Origin of the sequence: Corynebacterium evansiae, from assembly GCF_027570065.1 — a bacterium.
GTDB lineage: Bacteria > Actinomycetota > Actinomycetes > Mycobacteriales > Mycobacteriaceae > Corynebacterium > Corynebacterium evansiae.
The window spans coordinates 66,480-84,863 of record NZ_JAKMUT010000005.1; the positions used below are offsets into that span (position 1 = coordinate 66,480).

The following is an 18,384-nucleotide window of genomic DNA, read 5'->3' on the forward strand; positions in this document are numbered from 1 at the left end:
TCTTTCCCCTGCGTGTCAGTATCGTGGAGTACATGAGCACTCAGAACACCCCGAGATTCGCCACCATCCGCCTCAATGACCGGGGTGCATGGCGCCCAATCGCAGTCACTTCCTTCACTGCCGATGGCGGTGAGGGCAAGCTCCTTGCCGAATTCCCCTACAAAGCGCAGATCAGCAGCACGGAGCTGGATTCCCTCCCCTCCGTTTCCTTCACCGCCGACCAGCTGGGGCCGGTCGTGCCGAACCCGGGGAAAATTTTTTGTGTCGGCCTGAACTATCGGGAACACATCGCGGAGATGGGCCACCCGATTCCGGATCACCCCACCCTGTTCGTGAAGTACGCCTCCGCCTTGGCGGGTCCGTATGACGAGGTCGTTGTGCCTCCGGAGCTCTCCGCACAGGCGGACTACGAGGGCGAGCTCGCCGTCATTATGGGCGAGGCTGGCCAGATCGCGGGCTACGCCGTGATGAATGATTTCTCTCAGCGCGATTGGCAGTACCGCACCCAGCAGTGGCTGCAGGGCAAGAACCTGGATCGCTCCAGCGGTTTCGGTCCGTGGATGATGCCGGCCGAACACTTCGATCCGATTGCGGAAGGGGCCTTGTTACGCACCTGGGTCAACGGCGAACTCCGCCAGGAGCACAGCGTTGCCGACCTGGTGTTTAAGCCACAGGATCTGGTGGATTACATCAGCAATTTCGCCTCGTTGGCACCTGGTGACGTCATCGTGACGGGCACACCAGAGGGCGTCGGCCACGGCATGACCCCACCGCAGTACCTAGCCGATGGCGACGAGGTGCGCATCGCTATCGACGGCATTGGGGAAATATGCAACCGCATTAACTGCTGAGCTGAGCCAAACCCGGCTCGGCTTTCTTGATGGCGCTCCGCACTGCCGCGAAAAGTAGCAGGCAGATGGGAAGCGCAATCACAATCACATCGATCCTGGGCGACCAGAACAATGGGAGGTATCTACTAGGCAATACCGATATGAGCAGGCACTGGGCGGCAGTTAGCAGAAGCAGTCCATAGAAGCTCTTTCGCAGGTCCGCTACGAGGCATGCACCGAAAATCACCGACAATGCAATAAGCGTGTACTGCAGCATGCCTGGGTTGCCCAGGATCGCGACAACGCCGCATTCGCCCAGGCAAAGCCCGAGGAAAAGCCAGTCGCAGGCCGCCCACGTGCGAACAGTTAGTTCTTCCAGCTGGGAAAGCCGATTATCCCAGAACATCACCGCGGAGCTAACGATGGCGATGGAGAACACAAAGTTAAACGGAACGACTCCGGACGAACTCCACGAAGCCCAGGGAATGGGAATCGTGGTCGTACCGAACAGGACGGCACCCACGACGCCGAATACCTGAAGCATCACCGCATAGGTCGCGGAATGACCGCGCCAATAAATTTGTGCTCGATGCTGGGCAGACACTATCCCTCCCAACACTCGGAGTTCGCCCGATCAAGGATGAACTTCACGTCCACTCCCTCATTCGTGCCATGCACCCCGCGCCATTGTCCGGAAGTTGTCAGGGTGGCCCGTTCCAGTTCTTTCTGCGTCAGATCGGGAAGAGCCTCCGCGACTGATACTGGTTCCTGCGGAGTTCCCCAACACGATGGTGCCCCCTTAAGCGCAGGTTCGTTGCTGAGGAGATCGACCAGGAGCGCGTGCTTTACTTCCGGTTGTTGACTCGAGCGGGCGAGCCGGATGTCGCCGTCCCGTTGCGGTTCGGCGTCGATCAGCCTATAGGTAGTGACGCCCAAAGATTCCCACACCTTGCGGTTAGCGTCTACCTGCCCAGATGGAGTTTCGCGCCAGTAACACACCGCTCCCTCGCAGATCATGTGCTCTTGGGGGCGGGGCACCGCGGAACTGTAGTTTCCGTCTTGGGCGATTCCGTAGCCTAAACTACAGCTCACGCCGAATAGACCAATGGCTGCCACGCGAAGTGGCCACGCCGACAACCCCGGAAGCCAGTTTCCATGAAAAGCCGCGATCAACAGCAACGAGCAAACGCATATGGCCCCCAGCACCAGAGCCGAAGCCTTCCACAGAATCGGGTCCACGCTCTGAGATACTTGGCAACAGGAGCTGAACGGCTGCCCGAACATTTGTCGCCACGCCACGTTTGAGAGCGACACCGGGTAAGCGACCAGGATATAAGGAAGAAGCAAGCCGACAGCGATCGCCACAATTGCTGGTAGGTACAGCCCTAAAGTTGCCCCCAAGCTCAGCCATGCCACGCCGTGAAGAGCAATAAAGACCAACCCTGTTGCAAGGAACCGTCCGGACTCTACGTAGCCGATATCCGCCAACTGCACTGCGAGGTACGCCAGCACCACTACCACCGCAAGCAATAGTGGCAGCGCCAAGGATCTGAGCCAGACTTTAAAAACATCCTGCACAGACCCGCGGGACTTAAAAAAGGAACGGAAGCGTGCCATCTCTTTGGCGCCGATAAAGCCAAGGATTGGCCCCAGCGAATAGTAGAGGGCCAAGCTATTGGAGATCGCGTTGTCCTGCGTAGGCACCGGGTTTGCGTTGAGTGTAATGCTCAGCAATCCAAGCACAGAAGCCGCGAGCACCAAAGCAACGTTGAGAGCGTTAATCCTCGCCATGACCACCATCCCTGGAAAATGCCTCCGCAAGGTTTCTCACAGTCTCGGAATAACGATGTGACTTCTCCGACTCTAGTGATTCACGCCCAATTCGTAGAAAATCGCCCATCGGCCCCTGGAATTCAACTCTGCCTTCATGCAACACGAGCACATGCCCGAACGGCTTCTCTACTTCCAAGGGCTGATGGCTAGAAACCCAAAGACCAACGCCCGATTCCGCGATGGATCGATAGAGCCCTTGAAGTTCCCGTTTCGCCAGCGGGTCGAGTGCAGCGCTAGGTTCGTCTAGCAGAATGTGCTCCGCGTTAGAGTTCAGGGCTGTAGCGATTTGCACGCGGGCTTGCTGCCCGCCAGACAGCTTGCTGCATTGCTTATGTGCGTGTGCTTTAAGTCCGACGAATTCAATCCAATAGGCTGCGGACCTCTTACTCTCCGCCCAACCGGCACCGTTAAGCCAGGCGACGTAGGAAACATAGTCGACCACACGCGCCCCATTGATGCTTTCGAAATGCTGCGGGACGTACACCGCTCGGCCCAACTTAGGCACAGCGCCCTTGGACGGTTTTAGCTGCCCGGCAAGCAACTTCATAAGCGTGGTCTTACCGGCACCATTGACACCCAGGATCACTGTTGGGCTAGCAGGAACCTCGAGGGAGCGGACCTCGATCCCTTCATCGGAACGCGGGTAGCTAAAGGAAAACGAGTAGCTATTCGACAAGGAAGTTCCAGACCTTTAGTGCACGGAGTTTCTGTTTGATGGAACAAACCTACGAAGGCATAAAAAGATTGTCAATAACTAATTCTGCGACTGCCACACGACCGCCGTCGCCACAGCCGCCACGCCCTCGCCGCGGCCGGTGAAACCCATGTGATCGGTCGTGGTTGCAGAGACGGAGACCGGCGCGCCGATCAGCTCCCCCATCACCTTCTCGGCCTCTTCGCGCCGGGTGCCCATCTTCGGGCGGTTCCCCACCATCTGCACCGCCGCGTTGCCGATCACGAAACCCTTGGATTCCAACAGCTCGCGGCACTCGCGCAGGAGGCGCTCGCCGGATACGTTGTCGTATTCTTGGCGCCCCACCCCGACGAAGCTGCCCAGATCCCCCAGTCCTGCGGCGGAGAGCAACGCATCCACTACCGCGTGCGCCACCACGTCGCCATCTGAGTGCCCCTCGCAGCCATCCTGCCCTTCCCACAGCAGGCAGGCCATCCAGCAGTCTTTACCGGGCTGCACCTGGTGAGCATCCGTCGCAATGCCGACGCGGGGAATGATGTGTGGGGTATTCAATTGCGGTCTGCCTCTCGCCTCTGGTTGCGTTCTACTTGTCTATTTCGGGCCTTCTAGCCCTTGCTGCCATTCAGAATCATCTGCGCCACGCGGTAATCCTGGGGCGTGGTGATCTTCATAGCCAACGGATCGGCATCCACCGCCACCACCGGGAAACCTGCCATCTCCATCAGCGAGGCATCGTCCGTCACCAATGGCAGCGGCGAGGCACCCACGCGATCCACCGCGTGCGCGGAGCTGATTTCCGTGGTGCGCAGGTACTGCTCGTTAGCCTCGATCAGCTTCTCCAAGTCGAATACCTGTGGCGTAGCCGCCGCCCGCAGGCTGGCACGGTCGGGGGTTTGCTCCACGACCGTCTGCCCTGCGCGCGGGCCGGAGGTGGGGGCGTCAATAACTTTAATAGTGTCTACCACCGGCAACACCGGGATCGCCCCGTACCAGGAACCATCCGCGACACCACGGCGCGCGCGGTCGACAACCTCGGCGACCATGGCGGGCGGGGTGAGGCAGCGGGCGGCATCGTGGACAGCAACGAAGCACCCCTCGGTGGCCTCGCCCGCAGCGCTTAATCGCCGTTGGATTGCAACGAGGCCCGCGTAAACAGAATCAAAACGCTCTCCACCACCGAGCTCCACGCTGACGGTCATGGGCGCCCACTCCGCGACGTTGATGGGATCGCCGACGATGCTTTCGGCGTGGTCGCGCATGTTCTCGCTGACCAGCACGATCGCTTCTTCGATGTTTTGGGACGCCGCCAGGCCGTCCAACGACCTTTCCAGCAACGACCGACCGTTGAGCTCGACGAAAGCCTTCGGGGTGTCGAAGCCCAGGCGGGTACCGCTACCGGCAGCGGCGACGAGTGCGTAGACGTTCGCTGTCACAGCGCCTGCCCGGCTTAGTCTTCGCCGTCCAGCTCGTCGTCCAGATCAATGGAGCCGCCGGACTTGGAGTCCTCGTCCACGCCTGCGGCACGGGCTGCAGCGGCGGCCTCGCGGTGGCGCTTGATGGCGGCCTGCATCTCGGCCAGCAGCGCGTCGGTCTTCTTGTCGTCCACGCCCTCGGCCAGGGCGAGTTCGCCCACGAGGATCTGGCGGGCCTTGGCCAGCATGCGCTTCTCACCGGCAGACAGGCCGCGGTCCTGGTCGCGGCGCCACAGGTCGCGCACGACCTCGGCGACCTTGTTCACGTCTCCACTGGTCAGGCGCTCCTGGTTCGCCTTGTAGCGGCGGGACCAGTTGCCAGCCTCTTCGACGTCGGTCTCGCGCAGCACGGAGAAGACCTTGCGCAGGCCTTCCTCGCCCACCACGTCACGCACGCCAACATTCTCGGCATTCGCGGCCGGGACGCGGACGGAAAGATCACCCTGGTTGATGCGCAGCACCAGGTAGTCGACGGTTTCCCCCTTGAACTCCCGCTGCTCGATGCCCTCGATGACGGCGGCGCCGTGGTGCGGGTAAACGACCGTATCTCCGACTGCGAACTCCATAAGTGTTCCTCTAACGTCCTTCCGAAAGGCTGTGACAGGCTGTGCCGGGCACTGACAGGCACGGCGTAAATACCCGAGTAAATACCCGATAGATTCTACCGTAATCGACCGCGCTACCCGCATTTGGGGCATAAAATCCCCAGCAAGTACGCACTAGGGGGCACTAATTAACCTTAAAGGCCTCCTTGGCTAGGTGTACCGGCCCCCTACAGGCTAGGCTGGGTGCAGACGTTTTTATTCAACTGCTTTTAAGACATGCCTCAGATGGAGGAACGCATCGTGAAGACCCTCAAGGCCCAGCCGCTGAAGACGACCTTTGCCCGTGGTGCGCTGGCGCTGGTCGCAGCAGGTTCCGCACTCGCGCTGTCCGCGTGTGGTGCAGGTCAGATTTCCCAGACTTCCAGCCAGGTTGCCGCTGTCAACGGTGCTAGCGGCACCGCCGAGCACGCTGACGTTCAGGACGTCACCGTGGTTGTCGGCCCGGATAACGCTCTGGCCCTGAAGTTCACTATCACCAACGAGGACACCCACGGTAAGCCCGTCAAGGTTGAGTCCGTGAAGGTGGAGGGCAAGGAGGTCTCCGGCCTGGACGAGACCGAGATTCCGGCTGGCGGCTCCCTGGTTGCTGATGGCAAGTTCGCTATGGAAGACATTGAGGCCAAGGAGCAGAAGCAGCTGCAGTACGCCACCACCTCCATCAAGGGACTGGATGACGTTTACGTCGGCGGCCACAAGAAGGTCACCTTCAAGCTGAATGTCGGCGAGGTTGAGCTGAGCGTTCCAGTTTCCGCTTACGTTCCGGAGGCCGGCAAGCTGCACCGTGACGAGGACGGCAGCCTGACCGACAAGTAGCCCCAAGAGCAAGCTTCAGCGTAGGCGTCCTCAAAATCGAACAAACGCCGCCGCCGGACATTGGTTGTCCGGGGCGGCGTTTATTGTTGTGAGCATGGCAAGTAAGTCGAGCAAAGCAAGCCGGGTTTTCGTCTGCACCTCCTGCGACCACCAGCTGTCGAAGTGGATGGGCCGCTGCCCGCAGTGTGGGGAATGGGGATCGCTGGAGGAGCGGGACACGCGCTCCTTAGGCTTGGGCGCAATGGGGCTCGCCGGAGTTGCGGGTGCTGGCGCTAGTGCGGGGCGCCGCGGTGGAGGACGCGGATCCGGTGGCCTAGTTCCAGGAGCCAGCGCCCAACCGGTCACCCAAGTGGATCCGACCATCGCCAAGCACCGCCCCACAGGCATCGGGGAACTAGACCGCGTTCTAGGCGGCGGCATTGTCCCAGGCAGCGCTGTGCTACTGGCGGGCGAACCGGGCGTGGGCAAATCCACCCTGCTGCTAGAGGTCGCCGCGGCGTGGGCCAAGAAGGGGCATACGGTGCTGATCCTCACCGCGGAGGAGTCCGTGGGGCAGGTGCGCCACCGGGCGGAACGCACCGGTGCACTGCACGACAAGCTCTATTTGGCCAGCGAGAACGACCTGGAGAATGGCCTGGCGCAGGTCGATGCACTAAACCCAGAGCTGATCATCGTGGATTCCCTCCAGACCATGCAGGCCACTGGGGTGGAAGGCGTTGCTGGTGGCGTGGCCCAAACCCGCGCGGTCACCAGCACGCTGACGACCCTGGCGAAGATGTCGGGCACGCCCGTCATCGCGGTGGGGCACGTGACGAAGGAGGGCACGGTCGCCGGCCCCCGCACCATCGAGCACCTGGTGGATGTTGTGCTGAATTTCGAGGGCGACAAACACTCCTCCATGCGCTTCCTGCGCGGCATCAAGAATCGCTTCGGTGCCACGGACGAGGTCGGCTGCTTCGAGCAGACCGCCCACGGCATCCAGGAGGTTGCGGACCCCAGCGGGTTGTTCCTGCATCACCGCACCGAATCCGTGACCGGCACCGCAGTAACCGTCGTGATGGACGGGCGCCGCGCCATGGTCGGCGAGCTGCAAACTTTGGCGCTTAACAGCGAGTTTAAGAATCCGAAGCGCTACATGACGGGCATGGATGCCTCGCGAGTGTCGATGGTGCTGGCCGTGCTCTCCGAACGCTGCGGGTTGCCGCTGGCGGACAAGGAGGTTTACGCCGCCACGGTCGGCGGAATGAGGATTCTGGAACCCTCCGCGGACCTCGCCACCGGGCTTGCGCTGGCCTCCACCGCAAAACGTACCCCGCTCCCCCTTGGGCTGATTGCCCTCGGCGAAGTGGGCTTAGGCGGGGAAGTGCGGCGCATTCCGCAGCTCACTCAAAGGCTGGCAGAAGCCCACCGGCTGGGATTCCACACCGCACTGGTGCCGAAGAACTGCCACTACGAGGCGCCGAAGGGCATGAAGGTAAAGGAGGTCTCCACGCTCTGCCAGGCGGTCAACTACTGCCTATCTACTGACTAGGCCACCGGCCGGGCCATTTACTGGCTACTGCAAGTTAAACGAGGCCGGCTGGGACGTATTGTCGCCCACGTGGGCGTACAGCAGGTAGCTTCCCGGATCGACCGGCTTGCGGTCCTCGCACTTACCCGGAGCGGATGTGGTACGGGACCAGGCGGCCATCTCGTAGTTCGCAGACTCGCCGGCCTTGATCTTCGTATCGCCTACGACCTCCGGCTCGTTGCAGTCGATGTCGCCCCACACGCGCTCATAGTTGCCCATGGTGAAGACCTCGAACTTCAGCGGGGAATCATCGAAGTTGATGTCGCAATCCGCGTTCGTCGGGTTCTCGATCTTCACGAAGAAGTTCGGCTGCTGCTCCGCGTTAAACGTCGGAGCACCCGGCCGAGCGGTGACGCGCAGGTCGGCAAGCGAGCAAGAATCCTTCTTCTCGTCCTTGTTCTCGTCGCTCTCGTCGTCCTTGCCTTTATCTTTGTCCTTTTCTTCGGACGCCTTCTCTTCCTCCGAATCGCTCGGTTCCGTACCCTTCGGCGGCTCCGGCGAGCTAGTCATATCCTGCTGCTCGGAGGTAGTGATGGCAGTCTCGGTGGACGCCGTGTTCTCGGAGTCCCCTCCCCCACTGACCAGGCTGATCAAAGCCCAGATCACACCGATCACAACGACCAAGATCACCACCGCAGCAATACGGCGGCGGATATACACTTCGCGTGGCAACGGGCGCCTGTTGTCTTCATCAGTCACGCAACTAATGCTAAGGGCTGCCCGCTAAAAGACGGCGCATAGACACGGGATGAACCCCGCAAAACTCCTAGTGAACGCGCTGCGCACCCTCAATATCCAACCCGTAGCTGACCAGCGGCTCGGCCAGGCCATCGGACAGGCGGTAGCGCAGCCCCACAACGGCACAACGGTTGTCGGCCAATCGCGCCTGAATCTCCGGCGAACGATCCACGATGTGGTCGGCGATCTCCGCCACGTGGTTGCGTTCGAAGGCGTCACTACTTTCCATGCCGCGCTTCTTCGCGGACAGCAACGAGGGCGTGACCTTCTCCACGAGCACGCGCTGGAAGCCCGCAGGCATGTCGCCGCCGTTCAACGCCTGGGAGGCAGCCGCAACCGCGCCGCACTTCTCGTGCCCCAGCACCACAACCAGCGGTACTTCCAGGGAGTCCACCGCGAACTCCAGGGAGGCCAGCACGGACAGGTCGGTGATCTCGCCGGCAGTGCGGATCACGAAGACATCGCCGAGCCCCTGGTCGAAGAGGATCTCCACCGGCGCGCGGGAGTCAGAACACGCCAACACCACGGCCTGGGGCTTCTGCCCCTCCTGCAGGGAAATACGGCGGCTCAGATCCTGGTGCGGGTGGTCGGAATCGCCGCGCATGAAACGTTCGTTGCCTTCGCGCAGGCTATCCCAAGCCTGCTGCGGGGTCTGATGTTGGCTGGAAGTCATGGTTCCATTGTGCACCGCGCTACAGTGATTCGTGCAATGAACTCCCCTTCCGCCGCCTCCCCCAACCTGCCCACCGGCTCGCATAGCAGCCTGCCTGCCAAGTTGAATTATTGGTACGCGCGCAACGCCCGCGACCTGCCGTGGCGCCATCCGGACACCACCCCGTGGGCGATTCTGCTGAGCGAAGTCATGAGCCAGCAGACGCCCGTCGCCCGCGTGATTCCCCTCTGGCAAGCTTGGCTGGAACGCTGGCCCACCCCGGCGGATCTGGCCGAGGCGCCGCGGTCCGAGATCCTAAAAATGTGGGCCAACCTGGGCTATCCCCGGCGCGCGCTGCGCCTAAAGGAGTGCGCGCTCGCCTGCGTGGAACGCCACGGCGGCGAGGTTCCCAGCGACATCGCCGAGCTCGAGGCCCTGCCGGGTATCGGCCACTACACCGCCCGCGCCGTCGCGGCCTTCGCCTTCGGCCAGGCCGTGCCGGTTGTGGATACGAATGTGCGCCGCGTCTACCGCCGCCTCGTCGACGGACGCTACCTGCAGGGCCCCGCCCGCGCGCGCGACTTGGCGGATGTGGCCTCGTTGCTGCCCCACGTCGATCCAGACCCTCGTTTAGTTGGACGCCAACTGCCTCCACCGCCCCAACCCCAGCCCACTGACACGGGCACCGGCTCCTGGGAGGGCACAGACACGGGCACTGACGCCACAAGAGACGCAGACCGAGACGCCGCGAATCTGATGTGCGCCGCACTCATGGAACTCGGCGCTTTGATCTGCACTGCGAAAAGCCCAGCGTGCGACCAGTGCCCCGTAATCGACGACTGTGCGTGGGTGCAGTCGGGCAAGCCGCAGCCGACGGAGGCGGAGGCGCAAGCCGCGGCCCGGCGCGTGCAGAAGTTCGTGGGGACCGATCGCCAGGTCCGCGGAAAGATTATGGGGCTACTGCGGGAAGCGGGGGAAGGTGGCGTCACAAAGAAAGAGATAGACCTACTGTGGCCCGCAACCGAGCAGCTCGAGCGAGCCCTGCAATCGCTGCTCGACGACGGGCTGGTAGCTCGCGACGGCGCAACGTACCAGCTACCGCACTAGAAGCGGGCGGGAGCGCTTAGGTTCTACGGGGATGCGTGCATTAGAGTGATCTACGTTACCCAGATCACAATAGGAATGTTTTATGTCGACTCCACCCTCCTCGACGGCCAAGCAGCCAAACACAACTACCACTGTGGCGGCCGTTGGCCTCATGTTGTTTTCCATGTTCTTCGGCGCCGGCAACCTCATCTTCCCGCCCATGCTCGGCGTGGAATCCGGCGAGAACTTCACCCCTGCCATGATCGGCTTCCTCCTAACCGGAGTGCTCATGCCGGTTTTGACGGTCATCGCCATCGCAATCTCCGGTAATGGTGTACGCGACCTCGCCTCCCGCGCGGGAGCACTGTTCGGCCTGGTCTTTGCTATCGTTGCCTACCTTTCCATCGGTGCGCTCTACGCCGTACCGCGCGCCGCAGCGATCGGCTACGAGCTGGGCATCGAATCCACCTTCGATCTCTCCGGTGGCTGGTGGCGCCTGGCGGGCACGTTCGCCTTCTTCCTGGTGTGCTACCTGCTGACGCTCTGGCCCGGCAAGGTCGTAGATACTCTAGGCAAGGCCCTAACCCCAGTACTGCTGATCCTGCTGGCCGTGCTGGCTATCGTCGGTCTGCAGAAGCTGAACTCCCCGAGCATTCCCGCCACTGAGGAGTACACCTCCAACCCGCTGGTCAGCGGCATCTCCCAGGGCTATTTCACAATGGACTCCATCGGCGCGCTAGCCTTCGCGCTTATCGTCGTGAGCGCTTTTAGCCAGAAGGGCGAGACCGACCACAAGCGCATCGTCAAGCTCTCCGGCATTGCGGCCTTCACCGCCGGTTTCTTCCTCATGCTGGTCTACCTGGGCCTCGGCCTGGTCGGCGCCCGCATGCCAGAGAAGGAAAGCTACAGCGACGGCGCAGCTATCCTGAGCTCCGCTGCGCATCTGACCATGGGCAACACAGGCGAGATCGTGTTCTCATTGATCGTTCTGCTGGCCTGCATTACCACCGTCGTTGGCCTGACCGCAGCATCGTCCACGTTCTTCCACGAGCTAGTTCCGGCCATCAGCTACCGCTGGTGGGCGACCATCTTGACGCTCGTTGGCCTCGCTATCGCCAACCTGGGTCTGGAAAAGATCCTGAACGTCTCCGGCCCGGTGATCGGCCTGATTTACCCGCCGGCGATCGTGCTTATCGCGCTTTCCTATGTGCACCTGCTGTGCCGCCAGCACAAGCTGGTGTTTTCCTACCGCATCGGCGTGGCCGTGGCCTTCCTGTTCTCCTTCATCGACTTCCTGGCCGCCCTGAACGTGCCGGTCGACGATCTGCAGAGCGCCTTGAGCTGGATCCCGCTGATGGATGCAGGCATGGGCTGGCTGCTGCCCACCATCTTCCTCACCGCCATTGGCTTGGTCATCGACCTGACCCGCAAGGTGCCAAATGACGAGGACAAGGACGTGGACCTGGAGGCGCTGGATCCGTTCACGGCGAATGTGGACACCGAAGGCACAGAAGACAGCGCCGAAGTAGCCGCAGACAGCGCAACCGATACCCCCACTTCACGGGGCTAATTAGCAATACCTAATACTTCGGACAGAGAAAACGCTTAGGATTCCCCTATGACGTTTTCTCGTAGAAGCTCCAACCGTTCCCGTCCCCTCCGCTCCCGTACCCTAACCGCTACCTTCGCAGTTCTGCTGCCCGCCGCCATCGCCGCTTCCGGAATGGCCCCGGCCACCGCAGCACCCGGCGGACTATATGGTTCCGTCGAGGGATCCGCCTCCAAGGCCGCCGCCACTGGCAGCGGCAAGTCCGTAGTGGGTTCTCTGCCCAACTACGACCCGGATGGCTTTTACTCCTCCCTGCCCTTGCAGGTGAAGGGCAAGCCAGGGGAAATCATCAAGACTGCCCCCAGCAACTTTGCCCTCGGAATCCCCTTCGTCGACTGGACGAACAGCGAGGCCCAGCGCGTAGCCTACGTTTCCACCAATTCTCGCGGCGAGACCGTACCCGTCACCGGCACCGTGCTGGTGCCCCGCGCTCCCTACACCGGTGGCGGGGAGCGCCCACTGCTGGTCGTAGCTCCAGGCACTCAGGGCAGCGGAGATGCGTGCGCCCCAGGCAAGCTGCTGCCGATGGGCTTGGAGTATGAGGCCGCGCCCGTCGCCGCCGCCCTCTCCCGTGGCTGGGCTGTGGCGCTGACCGACCTGAACGGCCTGGGCACCCCGGCGCAGCACACATACATGAACCGTGTGGATCAGGGCAACGCCACCCTGGACATGGCTCGCGCGGCGAAGAACATGCCTCGAGTGCCGAAGGCCGCACCGGTCGCGGTGTGGGGTTACTCGCAGGGCGGCGGTTCCTCCGCTGCAGCTCTGGAGCTGGCTCACACTTACGCCCCGGAGATCAACCTGAAGGCGGGCTACGCGGGTGGTGTGCCGGCGGATTTGGCTATGACTGCCACCGCCATCGACAACGGCCCGCTGGCCGCCGCCCTGGGCTACACACTGAATGGTTTCCTCGTCTCCAACCCGGAGATCCGCGGCGCCGTGGAGGAAAAGATGAACGACAAGGGCAAGGAGTTCGTCCGCCAGACCGCCAGCGAATGCGTCCCCGAATCCCTCGCGCGCCACGCTTATACGGATACGCGCACGCTGACGAAGAACGGCGAGTCACTCACGGAGCTGCTGCAGCAGGAGCCATTCAAGAAGCTTGTTGACGCCCAACGCATCGGCAGCCGCCCACCCCAGGTCCCTGTGTACGTCGGCCATGGCACGAACGATGACACGATCCCGGTTGAGCAGAGCCGCCGTATGGCCCGCCAGTGGGCGGAGGGTGGCACGAAGGTGAACTACGCAGAACACAATATCCCGCGCACGTTCCCGCTGGGCGATCACATGCTGCCGATGTTCTCGCACCTGCTGCCTGCCCTGGACTGGGTAGATAACGTGATCCACGATCGCCCAGTGCAGTTCAACAAGGCCTAATTAGCCTTTCTGATTCCAGTCGTCGCTGGAATCTGCGGCGTCAAAACCCTTATCCTCCGGCACGTTGCCCTCGGCGGCGACGGACACCGCCTCCTGGGCCTCGTCGGCGGCGAAGTCCTCCTCACCGACCTCCGGCAGGGGCTTGGGCTTGGTGCCGAAGACGAACTTCGCATCGTCGCCCTTGGATTCGCCGTCCCAGTTTTCGACGTCGACGGTGACGATCTCGCCGGCGCCGATCTCGCCGAATAGGATCTTCTCGGACAGGTGATCCTCGATCTCGCGCTGGATCGTGCGGCGCAGCGGGCGGGCGCCCAGTACCGGGTCGAAGCCACGCTTGGCCAGCAGGGACTTCGCCTGCTCGGTGAGCTCCAGGTCCATGTCCTTCGCCTGCAGCGCGGTGCGCACGCGGCCCAGCAGCAGGTCCACCATCTGCACGATCTGCTCGCGGGTCAGCTGGTGGAAGACCACGATGTCGTCGATACGGTTCAAGAACTCCGGGCGGAAGTGCTTCTTCAGCTCGTCGTCGACCTTCTGCTTCATCCGCTCGTACTGGGTGTCCTCGTCGGCCTCACCAGAGGAACTGAAGCCCATGCCCACAGCCTTGGAGATGTCCCTGGTGCCCAGGTTGGAGGTGAAGATCAGAACGGTGTTCTTGAAGTCCACCATGCGGCCCTGGCCGTCGGTCAGGCGACCGTCTTCCAGCACCTGCAGCAGGGTGTTGTAGATCTCCGTGTGGGCCTTCTCGATCTCGTCGAACAGCACCACGGAGAACGGCTTGCGGCGGACCTTCTCGGTCAGCTGGCCGCCCTCGTCGTAGCCGACATATCCCGGAGGCGCACCGAACAGGCGGGATGCCGTGAACTTGTCGTGGAACTCGCCCATGTCGATCTGGATCAGCGCGTCGTCGTCGCCGAACAGGAACTCGGCCAGTGCCTTCGACAGCTCGGTCTTACCCACACCGGACGGGCCGGCGAAGATGAACGAACCGGACGGGCGCTTCGGGTCCTTCAGGCCGGCGCGGGTGCGGCGGATGGCGCGGGAGACCGCCTTGACGGCATCGTCCTGGCCGATGATGCGCTTGTGCAGCTCGTCTTCCATGTGCAGCAGGCGGGTGGACTCTTCCTCGGTGAGCTTGAACACGGGGATGCCGGTCCAGGTGCCCATGACCTCGGCGATCTGCTCCTCGCCCACCTCGGCGACCTCGTCCAGCTCGCCGGCGCGCCAGGCCTTTTCCTTCTCCGCGCGCTCTTCACCCAGCTTGCGCTCGTCGTCGCGCAGGGCTGCTGCCTTCTCGAAGTCCTGGTCGTCGATGGCAGCTTCCTTCTTACGGCGCACCTCGGCGATCTTGTCGTCGATGTCCTGGATGGCCTTCGGGGCGGTCATGCGCTTGATGCGCATGCGGGCTCCGGCCTCGTCGATCAGGTCCACGGCCTTATCCGGCAGGAAGCGGTCGTTGATGTAGCGATCCGCCAGCTGGGCGGCGGCCTTCAGCGCACCGTCGGTGATGGATACGCGGTGGTGTGCCTCGTAGCGGTCGCGCAGACCCTTCAGGATCTCCACGGTCAGCTCCACGGAGGGCTCCGGGACCTGCACCGGCTGGAAGCGACGCTCCAGCGCGGCATCCTTCTCGATGTGCTTGCGGTACTCGTCCAGGGTGGTGGCACCGATGGTCTGCAGCTCGCCGCGGGCCAGCTTCGGCTTCAGGATGCTGGCAGCGTCGATCGCGCCCTCGGCGGCACCTGCGCCGACCAGGGTGTGGATCTCGTCGATGAACAGGATGATGTCTCCGCGCTGGTTGATCTCCTTCAGCACCTTCTTCAGGCGCTCCTCGAAGTCACCACGGTAGCGGGAGCCCGCCACGAGGGAGCCCAGGTCCAGGGAGTACAGCTGCTTATCCTTCAGCGTCTCCGGCACCTTGCCGTTGACGATGTCCAGCGCCAGGCCCTCGACCACGGCGGTCTTACCCACACCGGGCTCGCCGATCAGAACCGGGTTGTTCTTGGTGCGGCGGGACAGCACCTGCATAACGCGCTCGATCTCGTTCTCGCGGCCCACGACCGGGTCCAGCTTGCCATCCTTGGCTGCCTGAGTGAGGTTGCGGCCGAACTGGTCCAAAACCAGGGAGTTGGACTTCTGGCCCGGGCGGCTCGGCGCGCCCTCCGGGCTGCTGCCCACACCGGCGGTAGCGGGCTCGCCGCCACCGCTTTCTTCCTCGTTTCCCTCGTAGCCGCTGAGCAGCTGGATTACCTGCTGGCGCACGCGGGACAGGTCTGCACCGAGCTTGACCAGCACCTGTGCCGCCACGCCTTCACCCTCGCGGATGAGGCCCAGCAGGATGTGCTCGGTGCCGATGTACTTGTGGCCCAATTGCAGCGCTTCGCGCAGCGCGAGCTCCAGTACCTTCTTGGCGCGCGGGGTGAACGGGATGTAGCCGCTCGGCGGGTGGCCACCGGTGCCGATGATGTCCTTGACCTCGGTGCGTACGGCGTCCAGGGAGATGCCCATGGATTCCAGGGCCTTCGCTGCGACACCTTCGCCTTCTTGGATCAAGCCGAGCAGGATGTGCTCGGTGCCGATGTAGTTGTGATTCAGCGCGCGTGCTTCCTCCTGCGCCAACACAACGACGCGGCGCGCGCGATCCGTGAACCTCTCGAACATGGTGTGCTCCCTTTTTCAAAAGATGTAGCTTGCGTATTCGCCAATGTTGCCCACCTTAGCCGTGAGCGTGGACAACTCATATCGCCTTTCACACAACACTGTGTTGTTGTTGCTTTATTCCGACGCCACCTCGGCCTCAACCACCCACATACCAGCAGGTCAACAGGCATTCTGAGCTTAAGTTTCTAAGCTGTACGCCGTCAGCGAACGCCCCCTATAAACCCCTATTCCCCGGCTCCCCCACAACCTGTTGCTTCATAGTTATTTTTTCAAACCGAGAACTTTTTAGTCCAGAAACATTAAAGTGATGCACGCCACTAAAACTTCGAGGCAGTGGTACTTGAGAACCCCTCCAAGAGGGCGCCTCAGGAGAAAACCGCCACGGAGAGAGCACCCCAGAGATACCAACCCAGAGAAACCAGCCCAAAGAAACCAGCTCAGAGAGACTGACCCAAGGAGAGTCACCCAGAAATGAACGCAGCAGCAGCCGCCCAGTTGCCCAAGCCCTCCCTCACCGAACAGATCGGGACCGCCGGCACACTTCTCAAAGGCACACTGCCCCTGTTCAAATCGGGCGTCCTGGGATCCATGGGTCCCGTCGCAGCCGGCAAAGCCCTCAAGGGCATCATCCAGTGGAGCTTCCTGCCCGCAGGCCTGCTGGCCATCGGCGCCGCGCGCGACCCGTACCACACGGCCATCATCGACGACGCCGGCTCGATGACCTACCAAGAACTGCACGAGCAGTCCACCGCCCTGGCGCAAGCCCTCTTCCGCACCGGCGTCCGCGAGCGTGACCGCATCGGCGTCCTGTGCCGTAACCACCGCGGATTCATTCTCACCCTGTGTGCACACGGTCGGTTGGGTACGGACATTGTGCTATTCAATACTGGGGCGTCAGCAAAGCAGACCCAGGCCGTGCTACAGGAACAAAAGATCGACATTCTTTTCATCGACGAGGAATTCCTGCCGCTTCTACCGAAGGATTTCGACGCCTGCCCGGTCGTCGTCGCCTGGGAAAACGGAGACACGCTAGGGCTTACCCGTGAGGCGGAGGAAGCACTGAAGAAGGCCTCCAACGTTCGGGATGCGATCAACAGTGGCGACTACGCCACCCGTAGTGAGGACTGGCCCTCCCTGCACGAGGTGCTGAGCACCACCCCGGAAAATCTCTCTATCCCCGCCCGCCCGCGTCAGGGAAGCACCATCATCCTGACCTCCGGAACTACCGGCACCCCGAAGGGAGCGCGTCGACCGGAGCCGAAGACGTACATGCCAGCGTCCTCCATCATGAGCCGCATCCCGATGCGCCACCACAGGCCGTCGTTCCTCTCCGCGCCGATGTTTCACACCTGGGGCTTCGCACAGATCCAGTTGGCGCTCGCGCTGCGCAACACCATGATCATGCAGCGCCGCTTCTCCCCCGAAGCTGCAGTGAAGCTGATCGAGAAGAACCGCCCGTACACCATTGCAATGGTGCCGACGATGCTGCGCCGCATGCTGGAGGTCGTGCCGGAGAACTTCAACTCTGGCACGAAGATCATCGCCACCTCCGGCGAGGCACTGCCGCCGAAGGTAGTGCGCGAGACGCAGGAGAAGTTCGGCGACGTGCTGTACAACCTCTACGGTTCGACGGAAGTCAGCTGGGCTTCCATCGCCACTCCGGAGGATCTGCGCAAGCACATCAACACTGCCGGGAAGCCGCCGATGGCAACGACACTGAAGGTTCTGGACGATAACGGCAACGAGCTGCCGAACGGCGAGATCGGGCGCATCTTCGTGAAGAACGACATGCTGTTCGAGGGCTACACGCGCCCCGGCTCCGACAAGGAGATCATCGACGGCATGGTGGCCACCGGAGACCTGGGCTACTACAACGACGAGGGTCTGCTGTTCATCTCTGGCCGTAGCGACGACATGATCGTCTCCGGCGGTGAGAATGTCTTCCCGCAGGAGACCGAGGACGTGATCAACTCCATGGATTGCGTCGCCGAGTCCGCCGTGCGTGGCGTGGACGACCCGGAGTTTGGCCAGGCACTGTGCGCGTGGGTCGTGCCGGAGGACAAGAGCGCCGCCGAACTGACCGACGAAGAGAAGGCGGAATTCGAGGAGAAGGCTAAGACGGAGGTTAAGGCTCACCTGGCTCGCCACAGTGTGCCGCGCTACTTCGTCTACCTGGACAAGCTCCCCCGCAACGCGGTGGGCAAGGTGGTCCCGCGCGAGCTGCCACAGCCTTAGCCCTCCCGGCCGCAGCCGTGGCCGCCCACCAGTCACGGCCTCGCCCCTAGGCCTGTAGCCACCCCGCAGCCCATCCAAAAAGGCTTAAATGTCGTTAGAACGAGAATACGTTATCGGAAACGTTTTTCGTTTTAGCAAAACTGCTGGTCAGAGCATTGCCGTCAGGGCTACACAGGTAGCAAATGTGACACTTTCTCGTTCTAACGACATTT

General features: G+C 62.3%; 16 protein-coding genes. 7 read left to right on the top strand and 9 right to left on the bottom strand.

Annotated elements, in window-relative coordinates; translation table 11 throughout:
- Window positions 1–32 precede the first annotated feature (32 nt).
- Complete coding sequence (locus tag L8V00_RS06555) at window positions 33–851, top strand: fumarylacetoacetate hydrolase family protein (protein ID WP_269944552.1); 819 nt, start codon at window positions 33–35, stop codon at window positions 849–851.
- Here the strand turns inward: L8V00_RS06555 and L8V00_RS06560 are convergent.
- The 6 genes from L8V00_RS06560 to L8V00_RS06585 all read right to left on the bottom strand — a co-directional run bounded on the left by L8V00_RS06560 (window position 841) and on the right by L8V00_RS06585 (window position 5,395).
- Complete coding sequence (locus tag L8V00_RS06560) at window positions 841–1,434, bottom strand: hypothetical protein (RefSeq protein ID WP_269944553.1); 594 nt, start codon at window positions 1,432–1,434, stop codon at window positions 841–843. The two genes, L8V00_RS06555 and L8V00_RS06560, sit on opposite strands and share 11 nt — an antisense overlap.
- On the bottom strand, window positions 1,434–2,621 hold the full coding sequence (locus tag L8V00_RS06565; protein ID WP_269944554.1) for an ABC transporter permease: 1,188 nt from the start codon (window positions 2,619–2,621) through the stop codon (window positions 1,434–1,436). The genes L8V00_RS06560 and L8V00_RS06565 overlap by 1 nt, the downstream gene beginning before the upstream one ends.
- The gene (locus L8V00_RS06570; protein ID WP_049049583.1) at window positions 2,608–3,339 is read right to left on the bottom strand and encodes an ATP-binding cassette domain-containing protein; all 732 of its coding nucleotides are present in this window, start codon (window positions 3,337–3,339) and stop codon (window positions 2,608–2,610) included. The genes L8V00_RS06565 and L8V00_RS06570 overlap by 14 nt, the downstream gene beginning before the upstream one ends.
- A 78-nt stretch (window positions 3,340–3,417) precedes the next feature.
- Window positions 3,418–3,909, bottom strand: coding sequence for a 2-C-methyl-D-erythritol 2,4-cyclodiphosphate synthase (ispF, locus tag L8V00_RS06575; protein WP_269944555.1), 492 nt, complete (start codon window positions 3,907–3,909; stop codon window positions 3,418–3,420).
- Window positions 3,910–3,962: 53 nt separating this feature from the next.
- Window positions 3,963–4,790 carry an IspD/TarI family cytidylyltransferase gene (locus L8V00_RS06580; protein ID WP_269944556.1) on the bottom strand — a complete coding sequence of 276 codons (828 nt, stop codon included), beginning with the start codon at window positions 4,788–4,790 and terminating at the stop codon, window positions 3,963–3,965.
- A gap of 14 nt (window positions 4,791–4,804) precedes the next feature.
- Window positions 4,805–5,395, bottom strand: coding sequence for a CarD family transcriptional regulator (locus L8V00_RS06585; RefSeq protein ID WP_269944557.1), 591 nt, complete (start codon window positions 5,393–5,395; stop codon window positions 4,805–4,807).
- Window positions 5,396–5,674: 279 nt separating this feature from the next.
- Between L8V00_RS06585 and L8V00_RS06590 the strand changes: the two genes are divergently transcribed.
- A complete protein-coding gene (locus L8V00_RS06590) occupies window positions 5,675–6,247 on the top strand; it encodes a hypothetical protein (RefSeq protein ID WP_269944558.1) in 573 nt (190 codons plus the stop codon).
- 94 nt (window positions 6,248–6,341) lie between these two features.
- On the top strand, window positions 6,342–7,778 hold the full coding sequence (radA, locus tag L8V00_RS06595) for a DNA repair protein RadA (RefSeq protein ID WP_080722697.1): 1,437 nt from the start codon (window positions 6,342–6,344) through the stop codon (window positions 7,776–7,778).
- A gap of 24 nt (window positions 7,779–7,802) precedes the next feature.
- Here the strand turns inward: radA and L8V00_RS06600 are convergent, their stop codons facing one another.
- Entirely contained in the window at window positions 7,803–8,516 is a 714-nt protein-coding gene (locus tag L8V00_RS06600) for a hypothetical protein (protein WP_269944559.1), read from the bottom strand.
- A gap of 67 nt (window positions 8,517–8,583) precedes the next feature.
- Window positions 8,584–9,228: a carbonic anhydrase gene (locus tag L8V00_RS06605; RefSeq protein WP_034987350.1), complete on the bottom strand. Its 645-nt coding sequence runs from the start codon at window positions 9,226–9,228 to the stop codon at window positions 8,584–8,586.
- A gap of 36 nt (window positions 9,229–9,264) precedes the next feature.
- Here L8V00_RS06605 and L8V00_RS06610 point away from each other — a divergent pair, with 36 nt between their 5' ends.
- From L8V00_RS06610 to L8V00_RS06620, 3 genes are all read left to right on the top strand, one after another.
- A complete protein-coding gene (locus tag L8V00_RS06610; protein WP_269944560.1) occupies window positions 9,265–10,314 on the top strand; it encodes an HhH-GPD family protein in 1,050 nt (349 codons plus the stop codon).
- 82 nt (window positions 10,315–10,396) lie between these two features.
- Window positions 10,397–11,863: a branched-chain amino acid transport system II carrier protein gene (gene brnQ / locus L8V00_RS06615; RefSeq protein ID WP_269944561.1), complete on the top strand. Its 1,467-nt coding sequence runs from the start codon at window positions 10,397–10,399 to the stop codon at window positions 11,861–11,863.
- Window positions 11,864–11,911: 48 nt separating this feature from the next.
- Complete coding sequence (locus tag L8V00_RS06620) at window positions 11,912–13,279, top strand: lipase family protein (protein WP_071055972.1); 1,368 nt, start codon at window positions 11,912–11,914, stop codon at window positions 13,277–13,279.
- Here L8V00_RS06620 and L8V00_RS06625 read toward each other — a convergent pair whose 3' ends face one another.
- Window positions 13,280–15,937, bottom strand: coding sequence for an ATP-dependent Clp protease ATP-binding subunit (locus tag L8V00_RS06625; protein WP_269944562.1), 2,658 nt, complete (start codon window positions 15,935–15,937; stop codon window positions 13,280–13,282).
- 471 nt (window positions 15,938–16,408) lie between these two features.
- Here L8V00_RS06625 and L8V00_RS06630 point away from each other — a divergent pair, with 471 nt between their 5' ends.
- Window positions 16,409–18,172 (top strand): AMP-binding protein, encoded by a 1,764-nt coding sequence (locus L8V00_RS06630; protein WP_269944563.1) that lies wholly within the window; start codon window positions 16,409–16,411, stop codon window positions 18,170–18,172.
- The last annotated feature ends 212 nt before the right edge of the window (window positions 18,173–18,384 follow it).

What these genes read in the sequence shown, in the direction of transcription:
- L8V00_RS06555 (WP_269944552.1), top strand. Translation starts at nt 33, where the DNA reads ATGAGCACTCAGAACACCCCGAGATTCGCCACCATCCGCCTCAATGAC.
- L8V00_RS06565 (WP_269944554.1), bottom strand. Translation starts at nt 2,621, where the DNA reads ATGGCGAGGATTAACGCTCTCAACGTTGCTTTGGTGCTCGCGGCTTCT.
- L8V00_RS06585 (WP_269944557.1), bottom strand. Translation starts at nt 5,395, where the DNA reads ATGGAGTTCGCAGTCGGAGATACGGTCGTTTACCCGCACCACGGCGCC.
- radA (WP_080722697.1), top strand. Translation starts at nt 6,342, where the DNA reads ATGGCAAGTAAGTCGAGCAAAGCAAGCCGGGTTTTCGTCTGCACCTCC.
- L8V00_RS06605 (WP_034987350.1), bottom strand. Translation starts at nt 9,228, where the DNA reads ATGACTTCCAGCCAACATCAGACCCCGCAGCAGGCTTGGGATAGCCTG.
- L8V00_RS06610 (WP_269944560.1), top strand. Translation starts at nt 9,265, where the DNA reads ATGAACTCCCCTTCCGCCGCCTCCCCCAACCTGCCCACCGGCTCGCAT.
- brnQ (WP_269944561.1), top strand. Translation starts at nt 10,397, where the DNA reads ATGTCGACTCCACCCTCCTCGACGGCCAAGCAGCCAAACACAACTACC.
- L8V00_RS06620 (WP_071055972.1), top strand. Translation starts at nt 11,912, where the DNA reads ATGACGTTTTCTCGTAGAAGCTCCAACCGTTCCCGTCCCCTCCGCTCC.
- L8V00_RS06625 (WP_269944562.1), bottom strand. Translation starts at nt 15,937, where the DNA reads ATGTTCGAGAGGTTCACGGATCGCGCGCGCCGCGTCGTTGTGTTGGCG.
- L8V00_RS06630 (WP_269944563.1), top strand. Translation starts at nt 16,409, where the DNA reads ATGAACGCAGCAGCAGCCGCCCAGTTGCCCAAGCCCTCCCTCACCGAA.